This is a genomic window from Acinetobacter sp. ACNIH1 (assembly GCF_002934695.1).
GTDB lineage: Bacteria > Pseudomonadota > Gammaproteobacteria > Pseudomonadales > Moraxellaceae > Acinetobacter > Acinetobacter variabilis.
The window spans coordinates 3,020,276-3,042,353 of sequence record NZ_CP026420.1 but is presented as its reverse complement, the minus strand read 5'-3'; the positions used below and the strand labels follow the sequence as shown (position 1 = coordinate 3,042,353).

General features: G+C 41.3%; 22 protein-coding genes and 1 pseudogene. 15 read left to right on the top strand and 8 right to left on the bottom strand.

The features are described 5' to 3' along the window. Nucleotides 1–5: 5 nt before the first annotated feature. Entirely contained in the window at nucleotides 6–881 is an 876-nt protein-coding gene (gene rfbA, locus C3F22_RS14820) for a glucose-1-phosphate thymidylyltransferase RfbA (protein WP_104426847.1), read from the bottom strand. Beyond that, nucleotides 881–1,939, bottom strand: coding sequence for a dTDP-glucose 4,6-dehydratase (gene rfbB, locus C3F22_RS14815; RefSeq protein ID WP_104427030.1), 1,059 nt, complete (start codon nucleotides 1,937–1,939; stop codon nucleotides 881–883). Before rfbB ends, rfbA begins: the two co-directional genes overlap by 1 nt. An 852-nt stretch (nucleotides 1,940–2,791) precedes the next feature. Between rfbB and C3F22_RS14810 the strand changes: the two genes are divergently transcribed. The 11 genes from C3F22_RS14810 to ahr all read left to right on the top strand — a co-directional run bounded on the left by C3F22_RS14810 (nucleotide 2,792) and on the right by ahr (nucleotide 13,108). Then, complete coding sequence (locus tag C3F22_RS14810) at nucleotides 2,792–3,868, top strand: polysaccharide biosynthesis/export family protein (protein ID WP_104426846.1); 1,077 nt, start codon at nucleotides 2,792–2,794, stop codon at nucleotides 3,866–3,868. A gap of 430 nt (nucleotides 3,869–4,298) precedes the next feature. After that, nucleotides 4,299–6,482, top strand: coding sequence for a polysaccharide biosynthesis tyrosine autokinase (locus C3F22_RS14805; RefSeq protein ID WP_104426845.1), 2,184 nt, complete (start codon nucleotides 4,299–4,301; stop codon nucleotides 6,480–6,482). Between the two features lie 166 nt (nucleotides 6,483–6,648). Further along, nucleotides 6,649–7,353, top strand: a complete 705-nt coding sequence (locus C3F22_RS14800; protein ID WP_104426844.1) for an FKBP-type peptidyl-prolyl cis-trans isomerase — start codon at nucleotides 6,649–6,651, stop codon at nucleotides 7,351–7,353. A gap of 48 nt (nucleotides 7,354–7,401) precedes the next feature. Further along, nucleotides 7,402–8,091, top strand: coding sequence for an FKBP-type peptidyl-prolyl cis-trans isomerase (locus tag C3F22_RS14795; protein WP_104426843.1), 690 nt, complete (start codon nucleotides 7,402–7,404; stop codon nucleotides 8,089–8,091). Between the two features lie 163 nt (nucleotides 8,092–8,254). Then, nucleotides 8,255–8,989 carry a dienelactone hydrolase family protein gene (locus C3F22_RS14790; protein WP_104426842.1) on the top strand — a complete coding sequence of 245 codons (735 nt, stop codon included), beginning with the start codon at nucleotides 8,255–8,257 and terminating at the stop codon, nucleotides 8,987–8,989. Nucleotides 8,990–9,068: 79 nt separating this feature from the next. Further along, the gene (locus tag C3F22_RS14785; RefSeq protein ID WP_005233203.1) at nucleotides 9,069–9,428 is read left to right on the top strand and encodes an HIT family protein; all 360 of its coding nucleotides are present in this window, start codon (nucleotides 9,069–9,071) and stop codon (nucleotides 9,426–9,428) included. 166 nt (nucleotides 9,429–9,594) lie between these two features. Next, nucleotides 9,595–10,623, top strand: coding sequence for an A/G-specific adenine glycosylase (gene mutY, locus C3F22_RS14780; RefSeq protein ID WP_104426841.1), 1,029 nt, complete (start codon nucleotides 9,595–9,597; stop codon nucleotides 10,621–10,623). A 51-nt stretch (nucleotides 10,624–10,674) separates the two neighbouring features. Next, nucleotides 10,675–11,217, top strand: coding sequence for a M23 family metallopeptidase (locus C3F22_RS14775; RefSeq protein ID WP_104426840.1), 543 nt, complete (start codon nucleotides 10,675–10,677; stop codon nucleotides 11,215–11,217). Between the two features lie 15 nt (nucleotides 11,218–11,232). Then, the gene (locus C3F22_RS14770) at nucleotides 11,233–11,478 is read left to right on the top strand and encodes a hypothetical protein (protein WP_004780440.1); all 246 of its coding nucleotides are present in this window, start codon (nucleotides 11,233–11,235) and stop codon (nucleotides 11,476–11,478) included. A gap of 21 nt (nucleotides 11,479–11,499) precedes the next feature. Next, on the top strand, nucleotides 11,500–12,081 hold the full coding sequence (locus C3F22_RS14765; RefSeq protein WP_104426839.1) for a DNA-3-methyladenine glycosylase I: 582 nt from the start codon (nucleotides 11,500–11,502) through the stop codon (nucleotides 12,079–12,081). Nucleotides 12,082–12,085: 4 nt separating this feature from the next. After that, nucleotides 12,086–13,108, top strand: a complete 1,023-nt coding sequence (ahr, locus tag C3F22_RS14760; protein ID WP_104426838.1) for an NADPH-dependent aldehyde reductase Ahr — start codon at nucleotides 12,086–12,088, stop codon at nucleotides 13,106–13,108. A 466-nt stretch (nucleotides 13,109–13,574) separates the two neighbouring features. Here ahr and tnpA read toward each other — a convergent pair whose 3' ends face one another. Continuing rightward, nucleotides 13,575–13,973: an IS200/IS605 family transposase gene (gene tnpA, locus C3F22_RS14755; RefSeq protein ID WP_104426837.1), complete on the bottom strand. Its 399-nt coding sequence runs from the start codon at nucleotides 13,971–13,973 to the stop codon at nucleotides 13,575–13,577. Nucleotides 13,974–14,032: 59 nt separating this feature from the next. Between tnpA and C3F22_RS14750 the strand changes: the two genes are divergently transcribed. Next, nucleotides 14,033–15,340, top strand: a complete 1,308-nt coding sequence (locus tag C3F22_RS14750) for an RNA-guided endonuclease InsQ/TnpB family protein (protein WP_104426836.1) — start codon at nucleotides 14,033–14,035, stop codon at nucleotides 15,338–15,340. Between the two features lie 284 nt (nucleotides 15,341–15,624). Beyond that, nucleotides 15,625–16,961: pseudogene (locus C3F22_RS14740) on the top strand (IS4 family transposase). 37 nt (nucleotides 16,962–16,998) lie between these two features. On the opposite strand, the gene C3F22_RS14735 reads toward C3F22_RS14740, so the two are convergent. Next, nucleotides 16,999–17,643 (bottom strand): START domain-containing protein, encoded by a 645-nt coding sequence (locus C3F22_RS14735; RefSeq protein WP_034170748.1) that lies wholly within the window; start codon nucleotides 17,641–17,643, stop codon nucleotides 16,999–17,001. 57 nt (nucleotides 17,644–17,700) lie between these two features. Beyond that, on the bottom strand, nucleotides 17,701–18,522 hold the full coding sequence (gene dapB, locus C3F22_RS14730; protein ID WP_104426835.1) for a 4-hydroxy-tetrahydrodipicolinate reductase: 822 nt from the start codon (nucleotides 18,520–18,522) through the stop codon (nucleotides 17,701–17,703). Between the two features lie 353 nt (nucleotides 18,523–18,875). Between dapB and C3F22_RS18300 the strand changes: the two genes are divergently transcribed. Then, a complete protein-coding gene (locus C3F22_RS18300) occupies nucleotides 18,876–19,058 on the top strand; it encodes a hypothetical protein (protein ID WP_155757182.1) in 183 nt (60 codons plus the stop codon). Between the two features lie 3 nt (nucleotides 19,059–19,061). On the opposite strand, the gene C3F22_RS14725 is transcribed toward C3F22_RS18300, so the two are convergent. Beyond that, a complete protein-coding gene (locus tag C3F22_RS14725; RefSeq protein ID WP_104426834.1) occupies nucleotides 19,062–19,259 on the bottom strand; it encodes a hypothetical protein in 198 nt (65 codons plus the stop codon). A gap of 854 nt (nucleotides 19,260–20,113) precedes the next feature. Between C3F22_RS14725 and C3F22_RS14720 the strand changes: the two genes are divergently transcribed. After that, a complete protein-coding gene (locus C3F22_RS14720) occupies nucleotides 20,114–20,299 on the top strand; it encodes a hypothetical protein (RefSeq protein ID WP_004780424.1) in 186 nt (61 codons plus the stop codon). 171 nt (nucleotides 20,300–20,470) lie between these two features. Here the strand turns inward: C3F22_RS14720 and dnaJ are convergent, their stop codons facing one another. Together dnaJ and C3F22_RS14710 are read right to left on the bottom strand one after the other, a co-directional pair. Next, nucleotides 20,471–21,586, bottom strand: coding sequence for a molecular chaperone DnaJ (gene dnaJ, locus C3F22_RS14715; RefSeq protein ID WP_104426833.1), 1,116 nt, complete (start codon nucleotides 21,584–21,586; stop codon nucleotides 20,471–20,473). Nucleotides 21,587–21,689: 103 nt separating this feature from the next. Beyond that, complete coding sequence (locus C3F22_RS14710; RefSeq protein WP_104426832.1) at nucleotides 21,690–22,067, bottom strand: hypothetical protein; 378 nt, start codon at nucleotides 22,065–22,067, stop codon at nucleotides 21,690–21,692. Nucleotides 22,068–22,078 lie beyond the last annotated feature (11 nt).

Sequence of the window (22,078 nt, the reverse complement as noted above, 5' to 3'; positions counted from 1 at the left end):
GGTCATTACCCCACCAAAGAAATCAGATATTGACCGTAGCCATTCTTATGCATGGTGTGACCAATCGCTAAAACTTGTTCTTTGCTCAACCAGCCATTGTTCAAGGCAATTTCTTCCAGGCAGGCAACTTTATAACCTTGACGTCTTTCGAGGGTTTCAACAAATTGAGCCGCTTCAAGCAAACTTCCCTGGGTACCTGTATCTAACCAGGCAAAACCACGTCCCAGCAGTTCAACATTTAGGTCACCGCGTTCCAGATAAGCCTGGTTAATTGAGGTAATTTCCAGCTCACCCCGTTCTGAGGGTTTGACCTGTTTGGCAATCTGGATGACATCATTGTCATAAAAATATAAACCTGTCACCGCAAAGTTAGATTTTGGATTTTGGGGTTTTTCTTCAATTGAAATTACCCGTTGCTGTTCATCGAATTCTACGACGCCAAAGCGTTCAGGATCTTTCACCTGATAGCCAAATACTGTTGCACCTTTTTGTCGTGCTGCCGCCTGACGTAACATCGGAGTAAAACCTTGGCCATAAAAAATATTATCGCCCAGTACCAGACATACATTGCTTTGACCGATAAATTTTTCACCCAGGATAAAGGCTTGTGCTAAGCCATCAGGACGAGGCTGAATCGCATAACTCAGCTCCATGCCAAATTGTGAACCATCTCCTAATAAGCGCTTAAACCCCTCAATATCTTCTGGTGTACTAATCACTAGGACTTCACGAATACCGGCCAACATTAATACAGATAAGGGGTAATAAACCATTGGTTTATCATAAATCGGAAGTAACTGTTTTGAGATTCCTTTGGTAATAGGATGCAAACGTGTACCTGAGCCACCTGCCAAGATAATCCCTTTTGTTGTTCTTAACATTATACTGCCTCCCCTAAACGTTCACGCTGATAAGAACCATCCTGAACACGCTGACACCATTCCAGATTATTCAGATACCATTGCACCGTTTTCCGGATACCTGTTTCAAAGGACTCTTGTGGCTTCCAACCCAGTTCGCGCTCGATTTTTGAAGCATCAATCGCATAACGTAAATCATGACCTGGCCGATCGTTAACAAAAGTAATGAGGCTTGTATAAGTTTTTCCCTCCAGACGAGGCTTGAGCTCATCCAGAATTTTGCAGATGGTTTTAACCACCTCAATATTCTGTTTTTCATTATGCCCCCCGATATTGTAGGTTTCTCCCACGATGCCTTCGGTTGCAACCTGATATAAAGCACGCGCATGATCTTCTACAAAAAGCCAGTCCCGGATCTGTTGACCATTGCCATAAACCGGCAATGACTTACCATCCAGGGCATTTAAGATCATTAAAGGAATCAATTTTTCAGGAAAGTGATAAGGACCATAATTATTTGAACAGTTCGTGATTACGACTGGCAAACCGTAGGTTCTATGCCAAGCCCGAACCAAATGATCCGAACTGGCTTTACTTGCTGAATAAGGTGAGCTTGGTAAATAAGGCGTAGTTTCAGTAAATAAGTCTGTTGTACCTTCTAAGTCTCCATATACTTCATCCGTTGAAATATGATGGAACTTGAATCTAGACTTTTTAATCGTAGATAGATTTTGCCAATACTTTCGTGCTACTTCCAATAAGGTGTAAGTTCCCACAATGTTTGTATTAATAAATTCTGCCGGACCATCAATCGAACGGTCCACATGAGACTCTGCAGCCAGATGCATAACGATATCTGGCTGAAACTCTAAAAATAATCGGGTTAAAGATACATGGTCGCAAATATCAGTTTGCGTAAATTGATAACGAGGATGATCCGATACAGAAATAAGTGACTCCAGATTACCTGCATAAGTTAACTTATCAACATTTAATACATGATGTTCAGTCTCGTTAATGAGATGCCGAATGACGGCAGATCCAATAAAACCGGCCCCACCGGTTACCAATATATTCATCACCATTTTGAGTATCCTTTAATATTTTTTATTTTACTTTTCACAAATTATTTTTAATGTATTGGTGCCGTCTAGGCACGTCTGTTTTTATTGATTTGTCTATAAGATATATTAATTTTATTATACAAACTACCCATAGAACAGCTAATCATCAAATGTAGTTACATTTTAAAAATCTGGATAATTTTTTTTAAACTTAATCCATCTTATATAGGCTTTTAGTTTTCAGATAATTTTCCACTAATATTAATTTAACAATCACCTAAACTAATTAAATATTATTTTAATTAACAACGGATTATTTTGATTAATATAAAAATAAAGTATCTTAAAATTCCTCAAAATATAATTGAATATTAAGAAAAATCAATGATCTAAAAAACCTCTAGATTAGATAAAAATTAGACCTCTTGCGAAAGTATCGTTTTACCTAATTTTTGAATTGGCTAAAACCTTATAAATTGTAGCTTTAGGCTGTTTAAATTTTAACTAACGCAAGAAGTCTATTATATGAAAATACTTTTCTATATTAATTTCAGGGCTTAATTCCTTCTATCATTGAAGAATAGTACTTATTTAAAAAATAACAATTGGAAACAATTAATATTCTAATGCGATCTTAAGCAATTCACTATATCTCTATAGCTTATTTAATCACGGTTTCACGTCCATTTTTGTCAATCTTACAGTTAAATTTCAGCTCAAACTTGTTAAATTGACTTAAGAATAGCTATAGACAAGGTATGTGATCTATTATATTTTTTAGACGTTAATCACATAAACCGAATTCAAAAAAATTAATAATTATTAATAAATACCAATTCTGAAAATATAAAAATAAAGGGGTTTCAAGTGAACTATAGACACCTTTTAGGTACTTTTACCTTAAGCCTATCTCTGGTTGGATGTGCAGCAACATCCGGCTTTCAAACGTATGATTTACCGACAGAAGGAATCTATCAAACTGAACTGGGAACTCCAGTCAATCTGGTGAAACTGACTCAGGATACATTACCTGTAGTACAGTCTGCGCAAACGCATAATCTCAGTCATTATGCTCCTCTATTTCAGACTGAGGTGCAGGATTACCGCTTGAATCCAGGAGATATTTTATCTTTCCACCTATGGGCTTATCCCGAAATTAGTGCCGTTCCTACAGCAAGTGACAATAACAATGGTTATCAGATTGACCGGAATGGTTATATCCAGTTTCCATTCATCAATCGTTATAAAGCAGCCGGAAAAACCCTTCCACAAGTGAATCAGGAAGTACGACGTCTGTTAATTCCTTATTTGAATAATCCAGATGTGGTCGTGAGAGTAATTTCCTATCAGGGACAGCGTTATTCAGTAGTGGGGAATGTAAAATCAGCTGGACAATTTTATCTGACTGATCAGCCGGTAAGTGTGTATACGGCGCTGGGCCTAGCCGGTGGGATTAATGAACAAGGTGATTCCACTTCAATCCAGCTCGTACGCCAAGGTGTGACCTATGATCTGAACACAATTGCTTTGGAAAAAGCGGGTTATTCCTTACACAAGCTACTGATTCAACCCAATGACACCCTGTATATCAGTCCTCGGGAAAACCAGAAAATCTATGTCATGGGTGAAGCCGGCACCAATAAACCATTACCCATTCGTGATCAGGGCATGACGCTCGCTGATGTACTGGGTGAAAGCGAAGGTATTAATCCATATTCTGCCAATCCGAGTCGAATTTATGTCTTGCGTGGCAATTCTGACAACAAAATGACTGAAATCTATCACTTAAGTCTAAAAAATCTGGGAGATTTTGGTCTGGCTAAACAGTTCAAGATGAATAGTAACGATATTGTCTATGTTGATGCTACCGGTCTGACCCGTTGGGAACGCGTAGTGAGCCAGATTCTTCCATTTTCATATGTCGCTGGTTCAGCTATACGATAGGTGAAAGTATGAAAATTAAAAATCTTTTAGCAATCAGTTTTGGACATGTTAATCATCAATCAGTGGCTAAACATTTATTTATAGGATCTACCCGTACTTTCAGGTTAAATCTATAAGGTTGGGTCATTGAAATAATGACTGTTAGTGGTAATAAAAAAACAATTTTTAATTCCTCCATGGACTTCACCTGCAACTCCATGGTGCTCAAAAACCGGATATGAAACAGATGAAATTAAAGACCACATTATTCTGATCAGAATCAGAATGTCTGGTTTTTAGCAGATTAGACATACCCAGAGAGGATAAAAAACAGAATATTGAGGATCCTTTCTCACAGGGGCAGCAAGTCATTGATGCAGTTTTTTTGAGTTAATTCAAAACGGTATCAGCGACTGGAAAAATCACTTTTAAACTTTTAGATAGTAAAATTATGAACAAAAATAACAATACCGATAATATGATTGACCTAAAAGGGGTGTTCTTTTCCCTGCTCGCGCAATGGAAGCTCATCCTGCTATGTGGTTTGCTCAGCCTGATTGTAGTGCTGCTTTACATACGCACTGCAGCAATTAACTATAAGGTTGATGCAATCGTCCAGGTCGAAGAAAGTAGAGGCTCATCAGCTGCTTTACTTGGTAGTCTGTCCAGCATTGTGAGTCAGATGTCTTCATCCAATGCCGAGATTGAGGTTTTAAAATCACGCACGATTCTCGAATCCGTAATTGACCGTTTAAATCTGGATCTGCATATTGCCAGCACTGAAGACTCTTTTATCAACCGTTTGATTCAAGGCAGAACTTCTCAAACTGAATATCAGACCGAAACCGTACGCTTTAAGGATGGTCAAAAAAGTTTTGATATCCGTCAGTTTGACGTCCCTGTAGCATATCTGGATAAAAATCTGCTGCTGAAATTTCAACAACAGAGCTTTAGCTTAATCAATCCACTGACTGAAGAAATTGTTTTTCAAGGCGCATTGAACCAGCCGGTTGAGGCTAAAGCTGCACAGGGCGACTGGAAAATTGCCATCTTTACTCAAGATAATCTCGATAACAGCTATCAGGTGAAAAAGCTCTCATTGCCTGCAGCGATCGATTCTATTCTTGCCAATTATACGATTACAGAAAAAGGTGATCTGAGTGGCGTTTTACAACTTCGCTATCAGGGTCAAGATAAACAGCACATTACTAAAGTCCTGAATACGATTTTAGCAGTTTACAGCCAGCATAATATTACACGCCGTTCCACAGACACTGCACGAACACTGGCTTTCTTGGATGAACAATTGCCGGATTTAAGGAAACAGCTTGATGATGCAGAATTTGCCTTCAATCGCTTCCGCCAAAAATATAATACCGTTGATATCACCAGAGAATCAGAATTATATTTAAATCAAAGTGTTGATTTAGAATCACAAAGAGCCCTACTTGAACAGAGACAGGCAGAAATAGGTGCCAAGTATGCAGCTGCCCATCCAGCCATGCGTGAAATTACGGCCCAACTTCGCGTAGTGAATGGCAAGATTCGTGAATTGAATTCAACACTTAAAAATATTCCAGAGATTCAACGCCAGTATTTACAATTGTCTCGTGACGTTGAAGTGAAACAGCAACTGTATACCAATCTGGTAAATTCTTATCAGCAACTGCGTGTTGCTAAAGCGGGTGAAAGCGGTAATGTTCATATTATTGATACCGCACTTGAGCCAGTTGACCAGATTCAACAAAAACAGCCTCTGATTTTATTTTTAACCTTCTGCTTTGGTATTTTCCTGGGCATCTTGGTGGCATTGTTCCGTAACATGCTACGTTCTGGTGTGAAAGATAGCAGTCAGATCGAATATCAGTTAGACCTTCCAGTCTATGCCAATATCGCGCACTCTACTGTTCAGAAGCCCGGCCTGAAATTACTGAAAAAGAAAAAAATGCCTTTCTTATTGGCATTGAAACACAGTGATGATATGGCAGTTGAAAGCTTAAGAAGCATTCGTACAGCGAGCCACTTTGCTCTGACTCAGGCCAAAAACAATATCATGATGATTTCAGGTCCAGCACCAAAAGTTGGAAAATCTTTTGTTGCCAGCAATCTGGCAGTCATCATGGCAGAGAAAAATAAGCGTGTACTGATCATTGATGCAGACCTGCGCCGTGGTCATATACACAAATATTTTAATCTGGATAACCAGTATGGATTAACTGAATATCTGAATGAACACGTGTCTTTGGATAAAGTGGTACAAACCACCAATGTGCCGAACTTAAATGTCATTAGCTGTGGTGAAAATGCAACTAATCCAGCTGAGCTTCTGAATTCAGAACGCTTCCAGGAGTTGTTGCAAAAACTGATTCCACACTATGACCATATTATTATTGATACTCCACCGGTACTGGCTGTTACGGATGCGATCATTGTTTCCCGATACGTCGGACTTAATCTGGTTGTAGCACGCTATGCAAAAACCCAGATGAAGGAACTGGCACTTACAGTAAACCGCTTTAAACAGGCTGGCAGTACTGTCAATGGTCTGATCCTGAACGATATCCAGCGTTCAGCAGGTGGCAGCTATAGCTATGATTATACATATAGTTATAAGCCGAAAGCCAAAACCAGCTAATCTGATAGCTTCTAAAAAACCAGCAATCATTGCTGGTTTTTTCTTTTTTTAGCCATACCAAACACAGGTATTCACTTGCTAAAAAACCACCCGTTCTACAAGATTTCTTAAAATTTTCTGCTAAGATGGACTGAACCTCAACGATAACATTAGATTGGACAAATACATGAGTAAGGCCTTACCGATTGCCGTCGCTGTTCTTTTAGGCGGTGCCGCGCTAGTACCTGTTTACTATGCAACTCAAAACCCTGCTACTCAAACTACAAAAGCATCTAAAGATGCCTCTGCTGTCTCTAAAATCAGCTATGCACTCGGTTATGAAGTGGCTCATCAGACTCCTCCTGAGCTGGACATTAACAGTTTTGTGACCGGTGTACGTGAAGGACATGCACGTTCTGCACCTGCCTATACGGAAGAAGAATTACAGGCAGCTTATGAGCAGTTCCAGAAAGAAATGCAACAAAAGCAGCTTAATAGTGCAAAACAAGCTCAAGCTTCAAGTGATACTTTCCTGACTGAAAATGCGAAAAAAGCAGGCATTAAAACAACCGCTTCCGGCTTGCAGTACCAAGTTACTAAAGAAGGTACAGGTAAACAGCCAAAAGCCTCTTCAATTGTGAAAGTACATTACACTGGTAAACTGGTAGATGGCACTGTATTTGATAGTTCAGTAGAACGCGGTGAACCGATTGAGTTTCCATTAAATCAAGTCATTCCAGGCTGGACTGAAGGTCTGCAGCTGATGAAAGAAGGCGGTAAGGCAACTCTATATATTCCGTCAAATCTGGGTTATGGTGAACAGGGTGTCCCTGGTACGATTCCTCCGCATAGCACTTTGATTTTTGATGTGGAATTAATCGAAGTAAAATAATACAAATAGGGAGAGTGATCAGCTCTCCTTTATTTTTGAGAATTGATAATGAAAATACAAATCAGTTTAATGGTTTTGCTGCTCAGTTCAGGCAGCCTTTTTGCTAAAGAGATCAATAATATAAGTAGTGAAGCTGAGAAGATTGGCTACAGCTTTGGTTATCTGATGGGTCGTAGTAATGCTGACACTTTAAAGGATCTTGATTTAGATGCATTTAGCCAGGGCTTAAAGACAGCCGCTGCTGGACAACAATCCAGTTTAAGCGATGAAGAAATGACCCAAGTGCTGACTCAGTATAAACGTCAAAGTGATGCCAAAGAACTGATTGTGCTTAAACAGAAAGCTGAAGAAAATGCCAAAGCTGGTAAAGCATTCTTGCAGGAAAATGCCAAAAAGCCCGGCATTAAAACCACCAAATCTGGTCTGCAATACCTGGTGCTGAAAGAAGGTAAAGGGAAATCACCAAGCGCTAACAGTAATGTCCGTGTCCATTATGAAGGTCGCCTGATTGATGGTACCGTTTTTGACAGTTCGATTGCCCGCCAGCAGCCAGTCGATTTCCGTACCACCCAAGTGATTACTGGCTGGACAGAAGGCTTACAGCTCATGAAAGTCGGTGCCAAGTACCGCTTCTTTATCCCTACTGATCTGGCCTATGGACAGATTGGTTCGGGAGATATCATTGAACCAAATAGTACCCTGATTTTTGATATCGAATTACTGGAAATTATTAAATAAAAATTCCTTTAATTGTAAAAACTAAAAAGAGAGGCAAATTATTTGCTTCTCTTTTTTTGTACTGATGAGAAACGAATTAGTTGGCGGTTTTCATGTATATTCATAGCAGTTTTGCTATTTTATAGTTTAATCAAAATATTCAACAACAATAGAGGACTTCAGCATGGCAGCAATCAAGACCCACGAAATTCAATATACTGCGCAGGATGGCAGCACTTTGATTGGTTATTTTGCCGCACCAGAAACTGATGCACCTGTAGCAGGTGTCATCGTGGCACCAGAATGGTGGGGCCGCAATGACTATACTGAACAGCGTGCCCGTGAACTGGCTGAACATGGGTATGCCGCGCTGGCAATTGATATGTATGGTGACAAGAAAGTGACCACCAGCTCTGATCAAGCTTACCAATGGATGATGCAAACGTTTGAAGATCCGGACACTATCGTGAACCGTGCAAAAGCTGCTTTAGATACTTTGGCGGCACAAGATGAAGTCAATCCGGAAAAACTGGCTGCGATTGGTTTCTGCTACGGCGGTAAAGTGGCTCTGGATCTGGCTCGCTCAAATGCACCGTTAAAAGCTGTGGCTACTTTCCATGCCAACCTGTCTCCTAAAGCACCTGCACAGAAAGGCCAGGTACAGGCAGAAATTCTGGTCCTACATGGCGAAAAGGACAGTATGGTGAGCCTGGATGACGTCGCCAGCTTTAAAGAAGAGATGCAGGCGGCTAAGGTCGAGCATAATGTGATTGTATTTGAAAATGCCAAGCATGGATTTAGTAACCCGCTGGCGGATGAGCGCGCCAAGGCCAATGGTGTAGATCTGGGCTATAATGCTGAAGCAGAGAAACAAAGCTTGGCTGCCATGTATGAATTACTGGCACGACAACTCGCCTAATAACAGATAAATTGATCCGGCTCATGATCGAACTGGGTCATACCTGAAAAAAATAAATTCAATGAAAGGAGCCAATATCATGACTGAAAATAACTGCCCGTACTGTAATTTTGACGAATACGATATTCTGGCTAAAAATGATTTTGCTGTCGTGTTACCTGAACCGAACTCCCTGTCCAAAGGACATTATGTAGTTACTCCATTACGTCATGTGGCGTCATTTTTTGAAATCACAGATAAAGAACGTAAGAGTATGATGTCCTTACTTGAACAAGCACGTAATGAATTACAGTTACGCTATCAGCCTTCCGGTTTTCATGTCGGGTTTAATGATGGTGAAGTATTTCAGGAAAAATCAGAACATTTACACATTCATATAATCCCGCGTTATGAAGGCAAGGTATTAAAGCTGGATGCACGCTGGGGTATTGAAGAATAAGAATTTAATTTTTTTTTGCCGAGTGAATGCTTTTCGAAGTGTTCACTTGTCCCTTCCATTTATTCATTTTTACTCTTTTTCAGTCTTGCTGTTTTAGCAGACTTTTCATCTTTTAGCTGAGGCTCTTCAGTTATACTAAGCCTCGTTTTCCAGTTTTTATATCTTCATGTTTGTATTTTCAGATGCCCTTTTAGAATGGTTTGATGTGCATGGCCGCCATGATTTGCCGTGGCAAGTGGCTGATGATCCCTATAAGGTCTGGGTCTCTGAAATCATGCTACAGCAGACTCAGGTCAAAACCGTTCTGCAATTTTTTGAGCGGTTTATTCAGCGTTTCCCGACGGTACACGACCTCGGTACAGCTTCCTGGGATGAAGTTGCGCCCTATTGGGCGGGGCTGGGCTATTATGCCCGTGCCCGTAATTTACATAAGGCAGCCGGTATTGTGGCAAGTCAAGGTCATTTCCCGAATAGCTTGGAAGAATGGATCGCCCTGCCCGGCATTGGCCGATCAACCGCTGGTGCTTTAATGTCTTTGGGTTTACGTCAGTACGGCGTGATCATGGATGGTAATGTTAAACGGGTGCTGGCGCGGTTTTTTGCGATCGAAGATGATCTGTCTAAACCGGTTCATGAACGTGCCTTGTGGGAGCTTGCTGAGCAGCTTTGTCCGGTTGAACGGAATCATGACTATACCCAAGCGATCATGGATCTCGGTGCGACCGTCTGTACTCCGAAAAAGCCTTTATGCCTGTATTGTCCAATGCAGCAACATTGCAAGGCACATCAACAGGGTCTGGAAAATGAATTGCCCTTTAAAAAAGCCAAAAAGCCGGTACCGGTCAAAGCAGCTCAAGTGCTGTTGATCCAGTCAGGTGATGAATGGCTATGGCAACAGCGTCCTAATAGTGGTCTTTGGGGCGGGCTCTGGTCTCTGCCAATTATTGAAGACACTCATGCATTTGAACAACTGTGCCAACAACTGGGTCTGAAAAATCTCGTACAAAAGGTCCAGATCAGCCACAGTTTCACCCATTTTACCTGGCAGCTTGAAGCCATGGTTTTTGCAGTCGATGCAGATCAGCAGGAACGTCTGGCGATTGAGTTACAGGGCTTCTGGATGAACCCGGAAACTGCGGTCAATGCAGGTATTCCAACCGCCATGAAAAAATTGATTTCTACCGTAAATTTATGACATAGTCTGGAACAAGAAGAATCATACTGGCCTCATTTAAGGATAAATATTTTGCGCCATTCTCTTGCGTTTGTCGGGCTTTCTTTAGTGATATTATTTCTGGTGGCGTGTAGTAGCGCACCGAAACATCCTTCTGCGGTTCAGCTTAATCCGGCACTGGTCAAAAAACTGAATCATATGCGTATGCCCTCTTCTCTGCCGATTCCGGTAGATCGGGTCCAGGCTCGTGAATTGAAAGATACCTGGGGAGCTTCGCGTAGTAGCGGCCGTTTGCATGAGGGCATTGATATTCTGGCTCCACGTGGAACCAAGGTTCGTAGTGCGACGCCTGGTCTGATCGCAGATTTACGGAATAACAATTTGGGTGGTAAAGTAGTCTGGATTCTGGGTCCAGGCGGCACTTGGCATTATTATGCACATCTGGATGGTCATAAGCGTGGCCTGAAAGTCGGTAACTATGTCAAAAAGGGCGATGTCATTGGTTATGTCGGTAATACTGGCAATGCCCGCCATACCGCGCCACATCTGCATTATGGTCTCTATTTAAATGGTAAGGGCCGTGGTGTCGTTAACCCTTATCCATATTTACGTTAATTTTAGGAAGTTTACATGTCAGAAGCGTTGATCAACCGTCTGGTCGAATTTGCAGAATCAGGCAATCAACAGAAAATCGTGCTCAATGGCCAGACCTATCAGGGCTGGATCATGGAAATTACTGAAGAGGCGCTTCTGATCAGTACCGGTTATGCCGACAAAAGTGGTAAGGATATGTGGATCCAGTTCAGTGATCTGCAGCAGGCAGAACTGTCCTACTGGGATAATCAGCAAGATCAGTGGACGACATTTAAATTATAAGATAATCAAAAGGAGCATCCCTTGACGATCCAACGCTGTGGCTGGTGCTCTGATGATCCCCTCTATACTGCCTACCATGATCAGGAATGGGGACAGGCGCTGCATGATGAAAAACGCCTGTTTGAAATGCTGTGTCTGGAAGGTCAGCAGGCCGGTTTAGCCTGGATTACCGTACTCAGAAAACGTGAATCTTATCGCAAACATTTCTTTCAATATTCTATTGAAACGATTGCTTCTTTTACAGATGAGCAACTCACCGCAAAACTGCAAGATGCTAGTCTAATTCGGCATATCGGTAAACTGACTGCAATTCGCGATAATGCCCGGGCCTGGCAACAGCTTAAATCTCAAGAGATTGATGTGGTCACATGGTTATTGTCCTTTGCCCAGCAGCCCCGATTGAATAATGATGTGGCAGATTATCGCCAGGCTCCGGCACAAACCATTGAAAGCCAGAACATGTCCAAAGCCTTAAAAAAAGCAGGCTTTAAGTTTGTCGGTCCTACGATCTGTTATGCCTTTATGCAGGCAGTCGGCATGGTCGATGACCATGAAAATCACTGTCACTTTAAAACAATATCCTCCCATTCAAATAAGAGCTGAATCTATGTCCAATAATACTATTCACGCTTACGCCGCAATGTCTGCGGGTGCCGCCCTGGAACCTTATCAATTTGATGCGGGTGAACTTCACCCGCATCAGGTCGAAGTGAAAGTTGAATACTGCGGCCTATGTCATTCTGATATTTCAGTACTCAATAATGACTGGGGATCTTCAGTATATCCTGTGGTGGCCGGACATGAAGTGATTGGTACCATTACGCAACTGGGTTCTGAAGCTAAAGGTCTAAAAGTAGGTCAACGTGTCGGTATTGGCTGGACTGCGGAAAGCTGCCAACATTGTGATTCCTGTATTTCAGGTCAGCAAGTGCTGTGCACCGGTGGTCAGGTTGCAACCATCGTCGGTCATGCAGGCGGTTTTGCGGATAAAGTCCGTGCTGGCTGGCAATGGGCAATTCCCTTACCTGAAGATCTGGATCCGGAAAGTGCCGGTCCCCTGCTTTGTGGCGGGATTACCGTATTTGATCCGATTCTGAAACATCAGATTCAGGCCATTCACCACGTTGGTGTGATTGGTATTGGCGGTTTGGGACATATGGCGATCAAGCTGCTGAAAGCTTGGGGTTGTGAAATTACCGCCTTTACTTCAAATCTGGATAAAACCGATGAGCTGAAAGCCATGGGGGCAGACCATGTAGTGAATAGTCGTGACCCAGCAGCGCTTAAACCGCTTCGTGGTAAATTTGACCTATTAATGAGTACTGTGAATGTCACATTGGACTGGCAGGCTTATTTATCAACACTGGCACCAAATGGCACGGTACATATGCTGGGCTTACCACTGGAACCCATGCAAATTTCTGCAGGTTCACTGATTGGTGGTGCTAAATCAGTGACTGGCTCACCAACAGGTTCACCAGCAGCTTTACGTCAGTTATTGAAATTTGCAGCACGTAAAAATATTGCGCCACAAATTGAGTTATTCCCAATGTCGGAAATTAATACTGCGATTGAACGTCTGCACTCAGGCAAAGCCCGTTACCGGATCGTACTGAAAGCCGATTTCTAATTTGTCCTAATCATTAGTAAATCTAGATCTGCCCTAGCCTCATGTTAGGGCAGATTTTTTATGGCTGTATTTGCAAATAATTGGTTTCATGAGATTATTAAGAATTTGATATATAAAATTAATTTTTAGGCTGACAATCTTACTAAATAGAAAGGATTTAGAAGGTTATTTAATCTGTCAATTCCTCAAAACTTGCAGAACTTTTTCTAATTTGTAATCCTTGCGACCAAGGGTGTCTAGCTGAGCTAAGGCAGGTATTTGTTGTAGTCGGGCCGCTACAACTGATAACAGGTGCCTATATGTTTAATTTAAAGATTTTTAATAAGATCTCTACTGAAGTCTTGACCTTAAAAAATGACCTGGAGCTGAATTCCGAGATTCAACTCATCACTAAATATAAAACATCTATCTCCAAGTGAAAGAGGACTCCACCCGTCAGTCAGGGTGGAGGTGAATTTCACAAATTTCAACCTTGTTGATTCTGAATATATTGTTTGATTATTTCCAAAGGCGCACCACCACAAGACCCTGCAAAATATGATCTTGACCATAAAACAGGTTTTGTATAATTCCCTCTCAAGTCTAAAAACTCATTTCGCATTCTTCTACTTGTTACAGACTTTAAATTATTAACCAATTTGCTTAACTGTACCGTTGGTGGATACTGAATAAGCATATGAACATAGTCGGATTCACCATTACATTCCTTTAATTCAGCATCAAAATCTTTACATATTTCAGTTGCACACTCATTAAAATATTTATGATGCAACTCACCTAGTATTTTTTTTCGATATTTCGTTATAAAAACTAAATGAACATGAAGATTAAAGGCTGAATGTCGGTTTTTATATATCTCACTCATTGAAAAATTATACCTAAAATGTTAAAATCAGCACCATATTAACAGATACACACTCATTAATGAGAATCAACAAAGCGTATAAATTTAGGCTTGAGCCTAATGTCGAGCAAGAGGTTATTTTAAATAATCTTGTTGGCTCTGCACGCTTTGTTTGGAATCAAATATTAGCAATTTCATTTGAAATGTTTGCTCAAAATGAACACATTAATGCGGTGAATCTAGTAAAAAAGATAACAGCACTGAAAAAGAATCCTCAGTTTAGCTTTTTAGATGGAAATTCAAATGCTGTGTCACTTCAACAAAAAGTTCGTGATCTTGCATCAGCATGGGGGAAGTTTTTCAACCCTAAAGAACATGCTCGACTAAAAGAAAAAAAGCGCAAACCTAAGAAACCTAAATTTTTTAAATTGGCTGATGGCACTGAGGTTCAGTTGCGCCCACTTATGCCTAGATTTAAGAAAAAATCAGACGGTTATGATTCCATTCGCCTTGTACAATTCGATAAATACTGTTGGGTTAAAGGAAATAAACTCAAACTCCCTAATGGCGTAGGTGTTATTAAATTCAGGAAGTCGCAAGAGATTCTAGGCACAATAAAAAATGTGACGATCAGTAAGGTGTCAGGACGTTGGTACGTTTCATTCTGTACTGAAACAGAACTTACTGAAATGCCGATCCACCCATCAAAATCAGCGATTGGTGTTGATCTTGGTGTTAAGAAATTAATCACCACCTCAAATGGTCAGGTCTTTGACCCGATCAATAGCTTTAAAACCAATCAGATTAAATTAGCTAGACTTCAACGGAAGCAGAGAAAGAAAGTTAAATTTAGTCAAAATTGGAAAAAACTGAATTTTAAAATCAATAAACTACATCATCATATTGCCGATATTCGTCATGACTACTTGCAAAAAATCACTACAACGCTCAGCAAAAACCACGCAATGATTGCTGTTGAGGATTTAAAAGTAGCAAATATGTCGAAGTCAGCAAGTGGCACAATCGAAAATCAAGGAAAGAATGTAAAAGCTAAGTCAGGCTTAAACAAATCAATCCTAGATCAAGGTTGGGGCATGCTCGTTAGTATGTTGGAATATAAGCAAGAATGGCGAGGTGGATTACTTGTAAAAGTTGATCCGAAGTACACAAGTCAAACCTGCTGTGAATGTGGTCATGTAGCAAAAGAAAACCGACAAACTCAAGCTAAATTTGAGTGTGTCGGATGCGGTTATGTTGCGAATGCGGATTTAAACGCATCTCGTAATATATTGTCGGCAGGACATGCCGTTTTGTCTGTGGAGGGTGGATGCGGTAAAGGTCGCTCTAAGAAGCAGAAAGCAAGCGAAATCCGTGAGGAAGTCGCCTAAGAGCTTTGCTTTTAGAATCCCCCACTTTAGTGAAAACGAAAGTGGTGGGAGTATGTCAAAGTGCGGTTTCATTTGCTGGTGCTGGGCTCAGTGCTGTTGCTTTGCTTTTAGTTTTAATTCAAATGAAACTGGTTCCCCAGCAAGATATGACTACGCAGCAATGCCCTTAAAACTTCTTTCATAAAAAAGTCCGCCTAATGCGCAATGCTGTTCACTTAAGCATTTGAAGCCCCGCGAAATTTATTAGAGAATCCGATGTCAGCTTTGGCATCGGATTTTTTATAGTGTTTCAGCAGGATCTTGTCGACCTCAATAGTCTGTTTAACTTCTCTGATCTCAGTATCTTTACTGACAACATCCCCATTGAGTGGGTCGAATCTGCACTCAAGTTGAGCAGTTCAGCTACTATCCGCAGGCGGCGCTTGCCTGCAGATCAAGTTCTCTGGCTGGTTCTTGGGATGGCAATTTTTCGGGATGAGCCCATCCATGAAGTGGCAAGAAGACTCAATATTTGCGCTCAGGGATTAGCCTCTCTTGAACTACTGGCGCGCAGTGGTTTGACTGAAGCACGTAAGCGTTTGGGTGCAGATCCTGTAGAGTGGCTATTTCGCCAAACGGGTCAATACTGGGGATATGAGATGAGCGATATCCAGATGATCATTGGCAGGGGCTTCAAATCTTTGCTGTCGATGGTGCGCTCTTCCGGACTCAGGATACGATTGATCTGCGTGAGCACTTTGGCTCAGGCAACACTTCTACGCAGCGCCAGACGCCATTTCCGATGCTACGGCTCGTCGCGCTGATGAATGTACGCTCACATACATTGGTCGATGCACAAATTAGCCCCTATCGCAGGGGTGAGATTCCTTTGGCTGCAAAGTTCCTCAGTCAGATTCCGAATAACTCCATCACCTTTTTTGACAAGGGTTTTTGGAGTGCAGATTTATTGCTTTCACTCTCGATACAAGGCCAAGGTCGTCACTGGCTGATTCCAGAGCGCAAAAATCTGAAAAGTGATGTGATCGAGACGTATGCTGAAGGTGATGTGAAGGTACGGATGAAAGTGTCATCCCAGGCAAGAAAGAAAAACCCGATGCTCCCCGAATATTGGGAAGTCAGGCAAGTCAGTTATGCTGTGCGGGGTGGAATCATGAAAACAGTTCTGACCTCACTGCCGGCTGATCAATATCCTGCCAAGGATATCGCTAGGCTCTATCAAGAGCGTTGGGAAATCGAGCTGAGCTTTCGGGATATCAAAAGTTCGATGCAACATAATGCCATCACGCTTCGCAGCAAGACAGTAGAGCTAGTTTATCAGGAGTTGTGAGGGTTGTTGCTGACCTACAATATTATTCGGCGAGAAGCGGCATTTGCAGCAGTGGCCTTTGGGCGTTCACCATCGGATATCAGTTTCAAGCCTGCATGCCAGTACATAGCCGTTCAGCTGATTGTGATGGCGAATGCTAACCCCTTATCAGGGACTGGTAGGCGGCTATCGGAGCTGAGATCAGGGATAGGTAGCCTGTTTCTGAAAAGGCGTTCGAGGCCAACAACACCTCGAACAGTTAAGATGTCAAAAAACCGTTATCCGGTAGATCGCAATGCTGCTCCTCTTAAGTGAACAGCATTGCGCCTAATGCGGACTTTTTATTAGCTATTTAGCGTAAAGCTTCGGGTAACACAGGCGTTGCCACAGGTTTAGCCAGTTCGGTTTTCATCTTTTGCAGCATCTGATAAGGCTGCTGCTGCACAAACATATTCACAAAGGTTAAAGGAATCGAACCTTCAGGATTGGCATAGCCATAAGTCGATACCTTGACCTTGTTATTGGCCAGTTTCTGGAAAGTCCAGTCTCCCTGATAATCAGTCAAACGTACATAATTCGGGTTTAGGGCATACCCAGTCTGAATCGCTTTATTTTTGATCGTAATCTGTCCATTGGCATCCTTGATCATTTTGCCTTGTACGATCAGATCACGGTCTTTTAAAGGGAATGGAAAATCCAACACCATATACAATGTGAAATCACCTTTTTTATCATCACGCGACAGCACCTTGATACTGCCCATATAAGGCACCCATTTCACTGCATGATCAACATCCAGAATCAGAGAAACGGCATTCTCAATCGGGACATTGTAGGTGGTTTCGGCTTTATAGAGAAAAACGGGATTCCGCTCATCCTGATAGGTCCAGACTTTAATATTATTTTTATTAATGCTGAGTTTGGCATTCTGCACAGAGGTCGACTGTGCTGTAGCGGCAAAGGCTACAGCACACGCCATTAATATTAATTTCTTCATTCCATTGTCATCTTATTTTAGTTTTAAGTTATTTTTATATAGGATTTTGACGAAAATTTATACTTGAATATCGTTAAAACCAAGTACGTCCTTCATGTCATATTTACGTGCATCACGACCAACGACCCAAGCTGCTGCACGTACGGCACCCGCTGCAAAGTTCATACGGTTGGTGGCTTTATGCGTAATTTCAACGCGTTCGCCTTCGCCAATAAACATTGCAGTATGTTCACCAACGATATCACCGCCACGAATGGTCTGAAAACCAATGCTTTTACGTTCACGTGGACCCGTATGTCCTTCACGGTGATATACCGCATCTTTTTTCAGATCACGACCCAGTGCTCCAGCAATCGCTTCACCCATCATGAGAGCTGTACCTGATGGCGCATCCACTTTATGGCGGTGATGTGCTTCGATCACTTCAATATCGACCGTATCACCAAAGACTTTAGAGGCAAGTTCCAGTAGTTTGATCGAAACGTTCACACCTACTGAATAGTTCGCTGCATAGACCACTGGTGTTTCTTTTGCAGATTCATCCAGATAAGCCTTTTGTTCGTCATTCATACCAGTCGTACCAATCACGATCGCAACGCCATTTTCACGGCAGATTTTAAGATGATTCACCGTCGCAGCAGGTGCAGTAAAGTCGATCACCACGTCACAGTCTTTGACCACTTCTTCAAGATGGCCGACAACCTTTACACCCAGGCTCCCTACGCCAGCCAGTTCACCGGCATCTGCACCAATGAGTGAGCTTTCAGGGCGCTCAACAGCTGCTGCCAATTGGTAACCGGCTTCTTTCACCGCCTGAATAAGGATGCGTCCCATACGGCCGCCTGCACCTAAAATCCCAATGCGTGGTGTCACTGACATAACATAGTCCTGATGTTGATTCGAAATTGCTCTTACTATAGCAAAACTCGCTCATAACACTAAGATTGATCGCATAAAAATCAATGAAAAGAATTAAAGAAGGTCATGAGGGTTTTTGATATGCAGTCCATTTAAACAATAGTTTATGGACGAGTAAAAAGAAAAATAATTCCATTAGAGGAATAATGATTAAATGCTTAGTCAGAGATAAACTCATTTAAAGAAAAATTCTAGTTAATAAAGATTAAATTTTAATTATAAATAATTGAATTTAATAAGATAAAAATATTTTTCCATAATACGTATGATCTTGATTTTTCATATTCAGATCATTTGCATTTAAGGGAAATATATTGAAACTCCAACTTGACCGCCTCAGCAATATAAGTATTACTGATATTATTGAATTAAATATCCATTATCGCGTACTGAAGCATATGCCTTTAGCGCATGGCATTATTTTCGATGAAACGCGATGGATTGCTTGGGTAAATGAAAGTATAAATCCATACTTTTTTAAATTTAGGAATGTTTAAGGATCAAGCATCAAGTAGTTGACCGACTTCCAAGCTGGTATATCCACGTTCTTTAAAGATCAAAATAATCGCTTTTTTATAATCTTCACAAATCGATGTTTTATATTTAGTGATGAGTTGAATCTCGGAATTCAGCTCAAGGTCATTTTTTAAGGTCAAAACTTCGGTAGAGATCTTATTAAAAATCTTTAAATTAAACATACAGGCACCTGTTATCAGTTGTAGCGGCCCGACTACAACAAATACCTGCCTTAGCTCAGCTAGACACCCTTGGTCGCAAGGATTACAAATTAGAAAATGTTCTGCAAGTTTTGAGGAATCGACAGATTAAATAACCTTCTAAATCCTTCCTATTTAGTAAGATTGTCAGCATAAAAATTAATTTTATATATCAAATTCTTAATAATCTCATGATTGCTAAAAATTTAATAGAAATCAGTTTTTGTAACAATTCTTTTAATATTCCCGATTATTCACAATATTTTATTAGTTAAATGAATGGAGAGATCATTAATTCAGGATTTTCATATCCTGATGATGAGGTCTTAAAAGACAAAGTATTTTTTCTATCTGGCAAAGGTAAAGCCAGACTCTTTGTACGCTTTGGCTCACATTAATCTCGGCCTTTTGCTGCTATCCAGAATACTGGAAGTTTCCTATGATGAACTCATCAGGAACAGGAAGTTCCAAACAAGAATAACAATAGATCAGCACAAGGACAGTAAGGTACGACAGGAGTTATACCGAGTGAACCCATACGAAAAACCCCGGCAGAATGTTGGGGTTTTTCTTTTAGAATTTAAATTAAATTTCATCCTTTAGATATGAAAATATGTAACATACATCACATTAAAGGATCCATTTTCTTATATATTTTGCCACTTGCTCAATTTTATGAGATTAATGATTAATCTTATATTTCAATTATTTAAATAACACCAAATTACATTAGCAAACATAAGTACACACAAAAAAACATCAATATCTACATTTTATGTCAATATTTTTGCCAAGTGTACTGAGTAGTACACTATTTTTAATACAAGGAAATTTATATGAAATTAGTTCAATTAACTTTTGCCGGGGTAGCGTTAATTGCTGCATCACAAACTTTTGCTGCTGAAGAAGTAGCACAAACAGCTCCTGCTGCAACTGAAACAGCTGCATCTGAAGTTCAAGCTGCTGAAGCACCTGCAAGTGAAGCTCCAGCATCAGAAGCTCAAGCCACTGAAGCGCAATAATATGACAGGATTTATATTTCTCTGCGTGAGGAATATAAATCCTTCTTAAAAAGCTAATACTATTAAAAGAATAATTTTCTTATCATTTCTATCTAATAATTAACTCATACGCCTTTCCCGAATTTAAGCCATAAAAAAAGACGCCTGAGCGTCCTTTTTTATCTATCCAGATCAGTCAAACAACCGATCAAAGAAAGATTTTTTCTTTGGAGAAGACTGGCTGCCCTCATCTTCCATGGTCGCTTGCAACTCTTTCAACAGTTCACGTTGACGTGCAGTCAGGTTCACCGGTGTTTCTACAACAACACGGCAAAGCAGATCACCCTGCATGGTTGAACGTACTGGTTTCACGCCCTTACCACGTAGGCGGAACAGTTTACCGGTTTGCGTACCTTCAGGAATTTTCAGGCTGACACGACCATCTAATGTCGGAATCTGAACTTCTTTACCCAAAGCTGCATCCGCAATTGAAATTGGCACATCCATATACAGATCTGCACCGTCACGCTGGAAGATTTCGTGTTCACGTACCACGACTTCAACGTATAGATCACCTGATTGGCCATCACGGATCGCTTCACCTTTACCAGTCAAGCGTACGCGGTCGCCATTGTCCACCCCGGCTGGAATAGTAACTTCCAAAGTTTGCTGACGGTCAGATACACCTGAACCATGACATTTATTACATGGATTCTTGATGATCTTGCCCTGGCCACGACAGGTACTACAGGTTTGCTGTACCGAGAAGAAACCTTGCTGCATACGTACCTGGCCGGCACCATGACAGGTTGGACAGGTTTCAACATCGTTCGGATTTTTAGAACCTTTACCATCACAGGCGTCACATGGCGCTGGTGCAGTAAAAGTAATGGTTTTCTTAACGCCTTTCACTGCTTCTTCAAGGGTCAATTCCATCACATAGCGTAAGTCTGAACCACGGCGTTGACGTTGCTGGCCACGGCCACCCCCACCAAAGGCTCCACCGAAAATATCCCCAAACTGGTTGAAAATATCTTCCGCACTGAAACCACCGAAGCCGCCAGCACCACCACCCATACCACCTTCAAAGGCTTGATGGCCCATGCGGTCGTACATGCTGCGTTTCTCGCTGTCTGACAGAACTTCATACGCTTCTGAAGCCTCTTTAAATTTCTCTTCAGCTTCAGGATTGTCCGGGTTACGGTCTGGATGATATTTCATCGCCAACTTACGGTAGGCTTTTTTAATTTCATCATCACTAGCGGTTTTAGAGACGCCCAAAACCTCATAATAATCACGTTTAGCCATGTCTGGCGATGCTCCTCACGGAATTCTATTTAATATTGACTGTGGTCTAAAATTGGGGTTAAACCCAGCTTTACAAGGGGAATTCTGAAAAAAAATTGAAAGCTTAGAATACGGCTTTGTTTTGAGAAAATTTGAAGATGCCTTTGAACCAGGCATTAATGAGGAAAATAATGGCAATAAAGCTGAATACTACACCTGCGACTGTGCAGGCTTTCACCCAAAGCTGGCTATCCCAGGCGAAGAAAAATAATGGAATGAACCAGAGCGCTGCAAAAATCGCGAGTACTGAATAAATTACAATATTACGCATGATCCAGAGTGCCTGTGCCTGTAACCAGACTTCGGCATAATCAATCTGGGTCACCTTACGTGCATACCAGTAGGCGAATATGCCGCTCACCACTGTAAACAAAGCAAAAAACATGAAGACATAAGCCATCGCCACGGAGCGTCGCATCTTGGTGAGTGTGTCTTGAGTCATGTTTAGTCAAC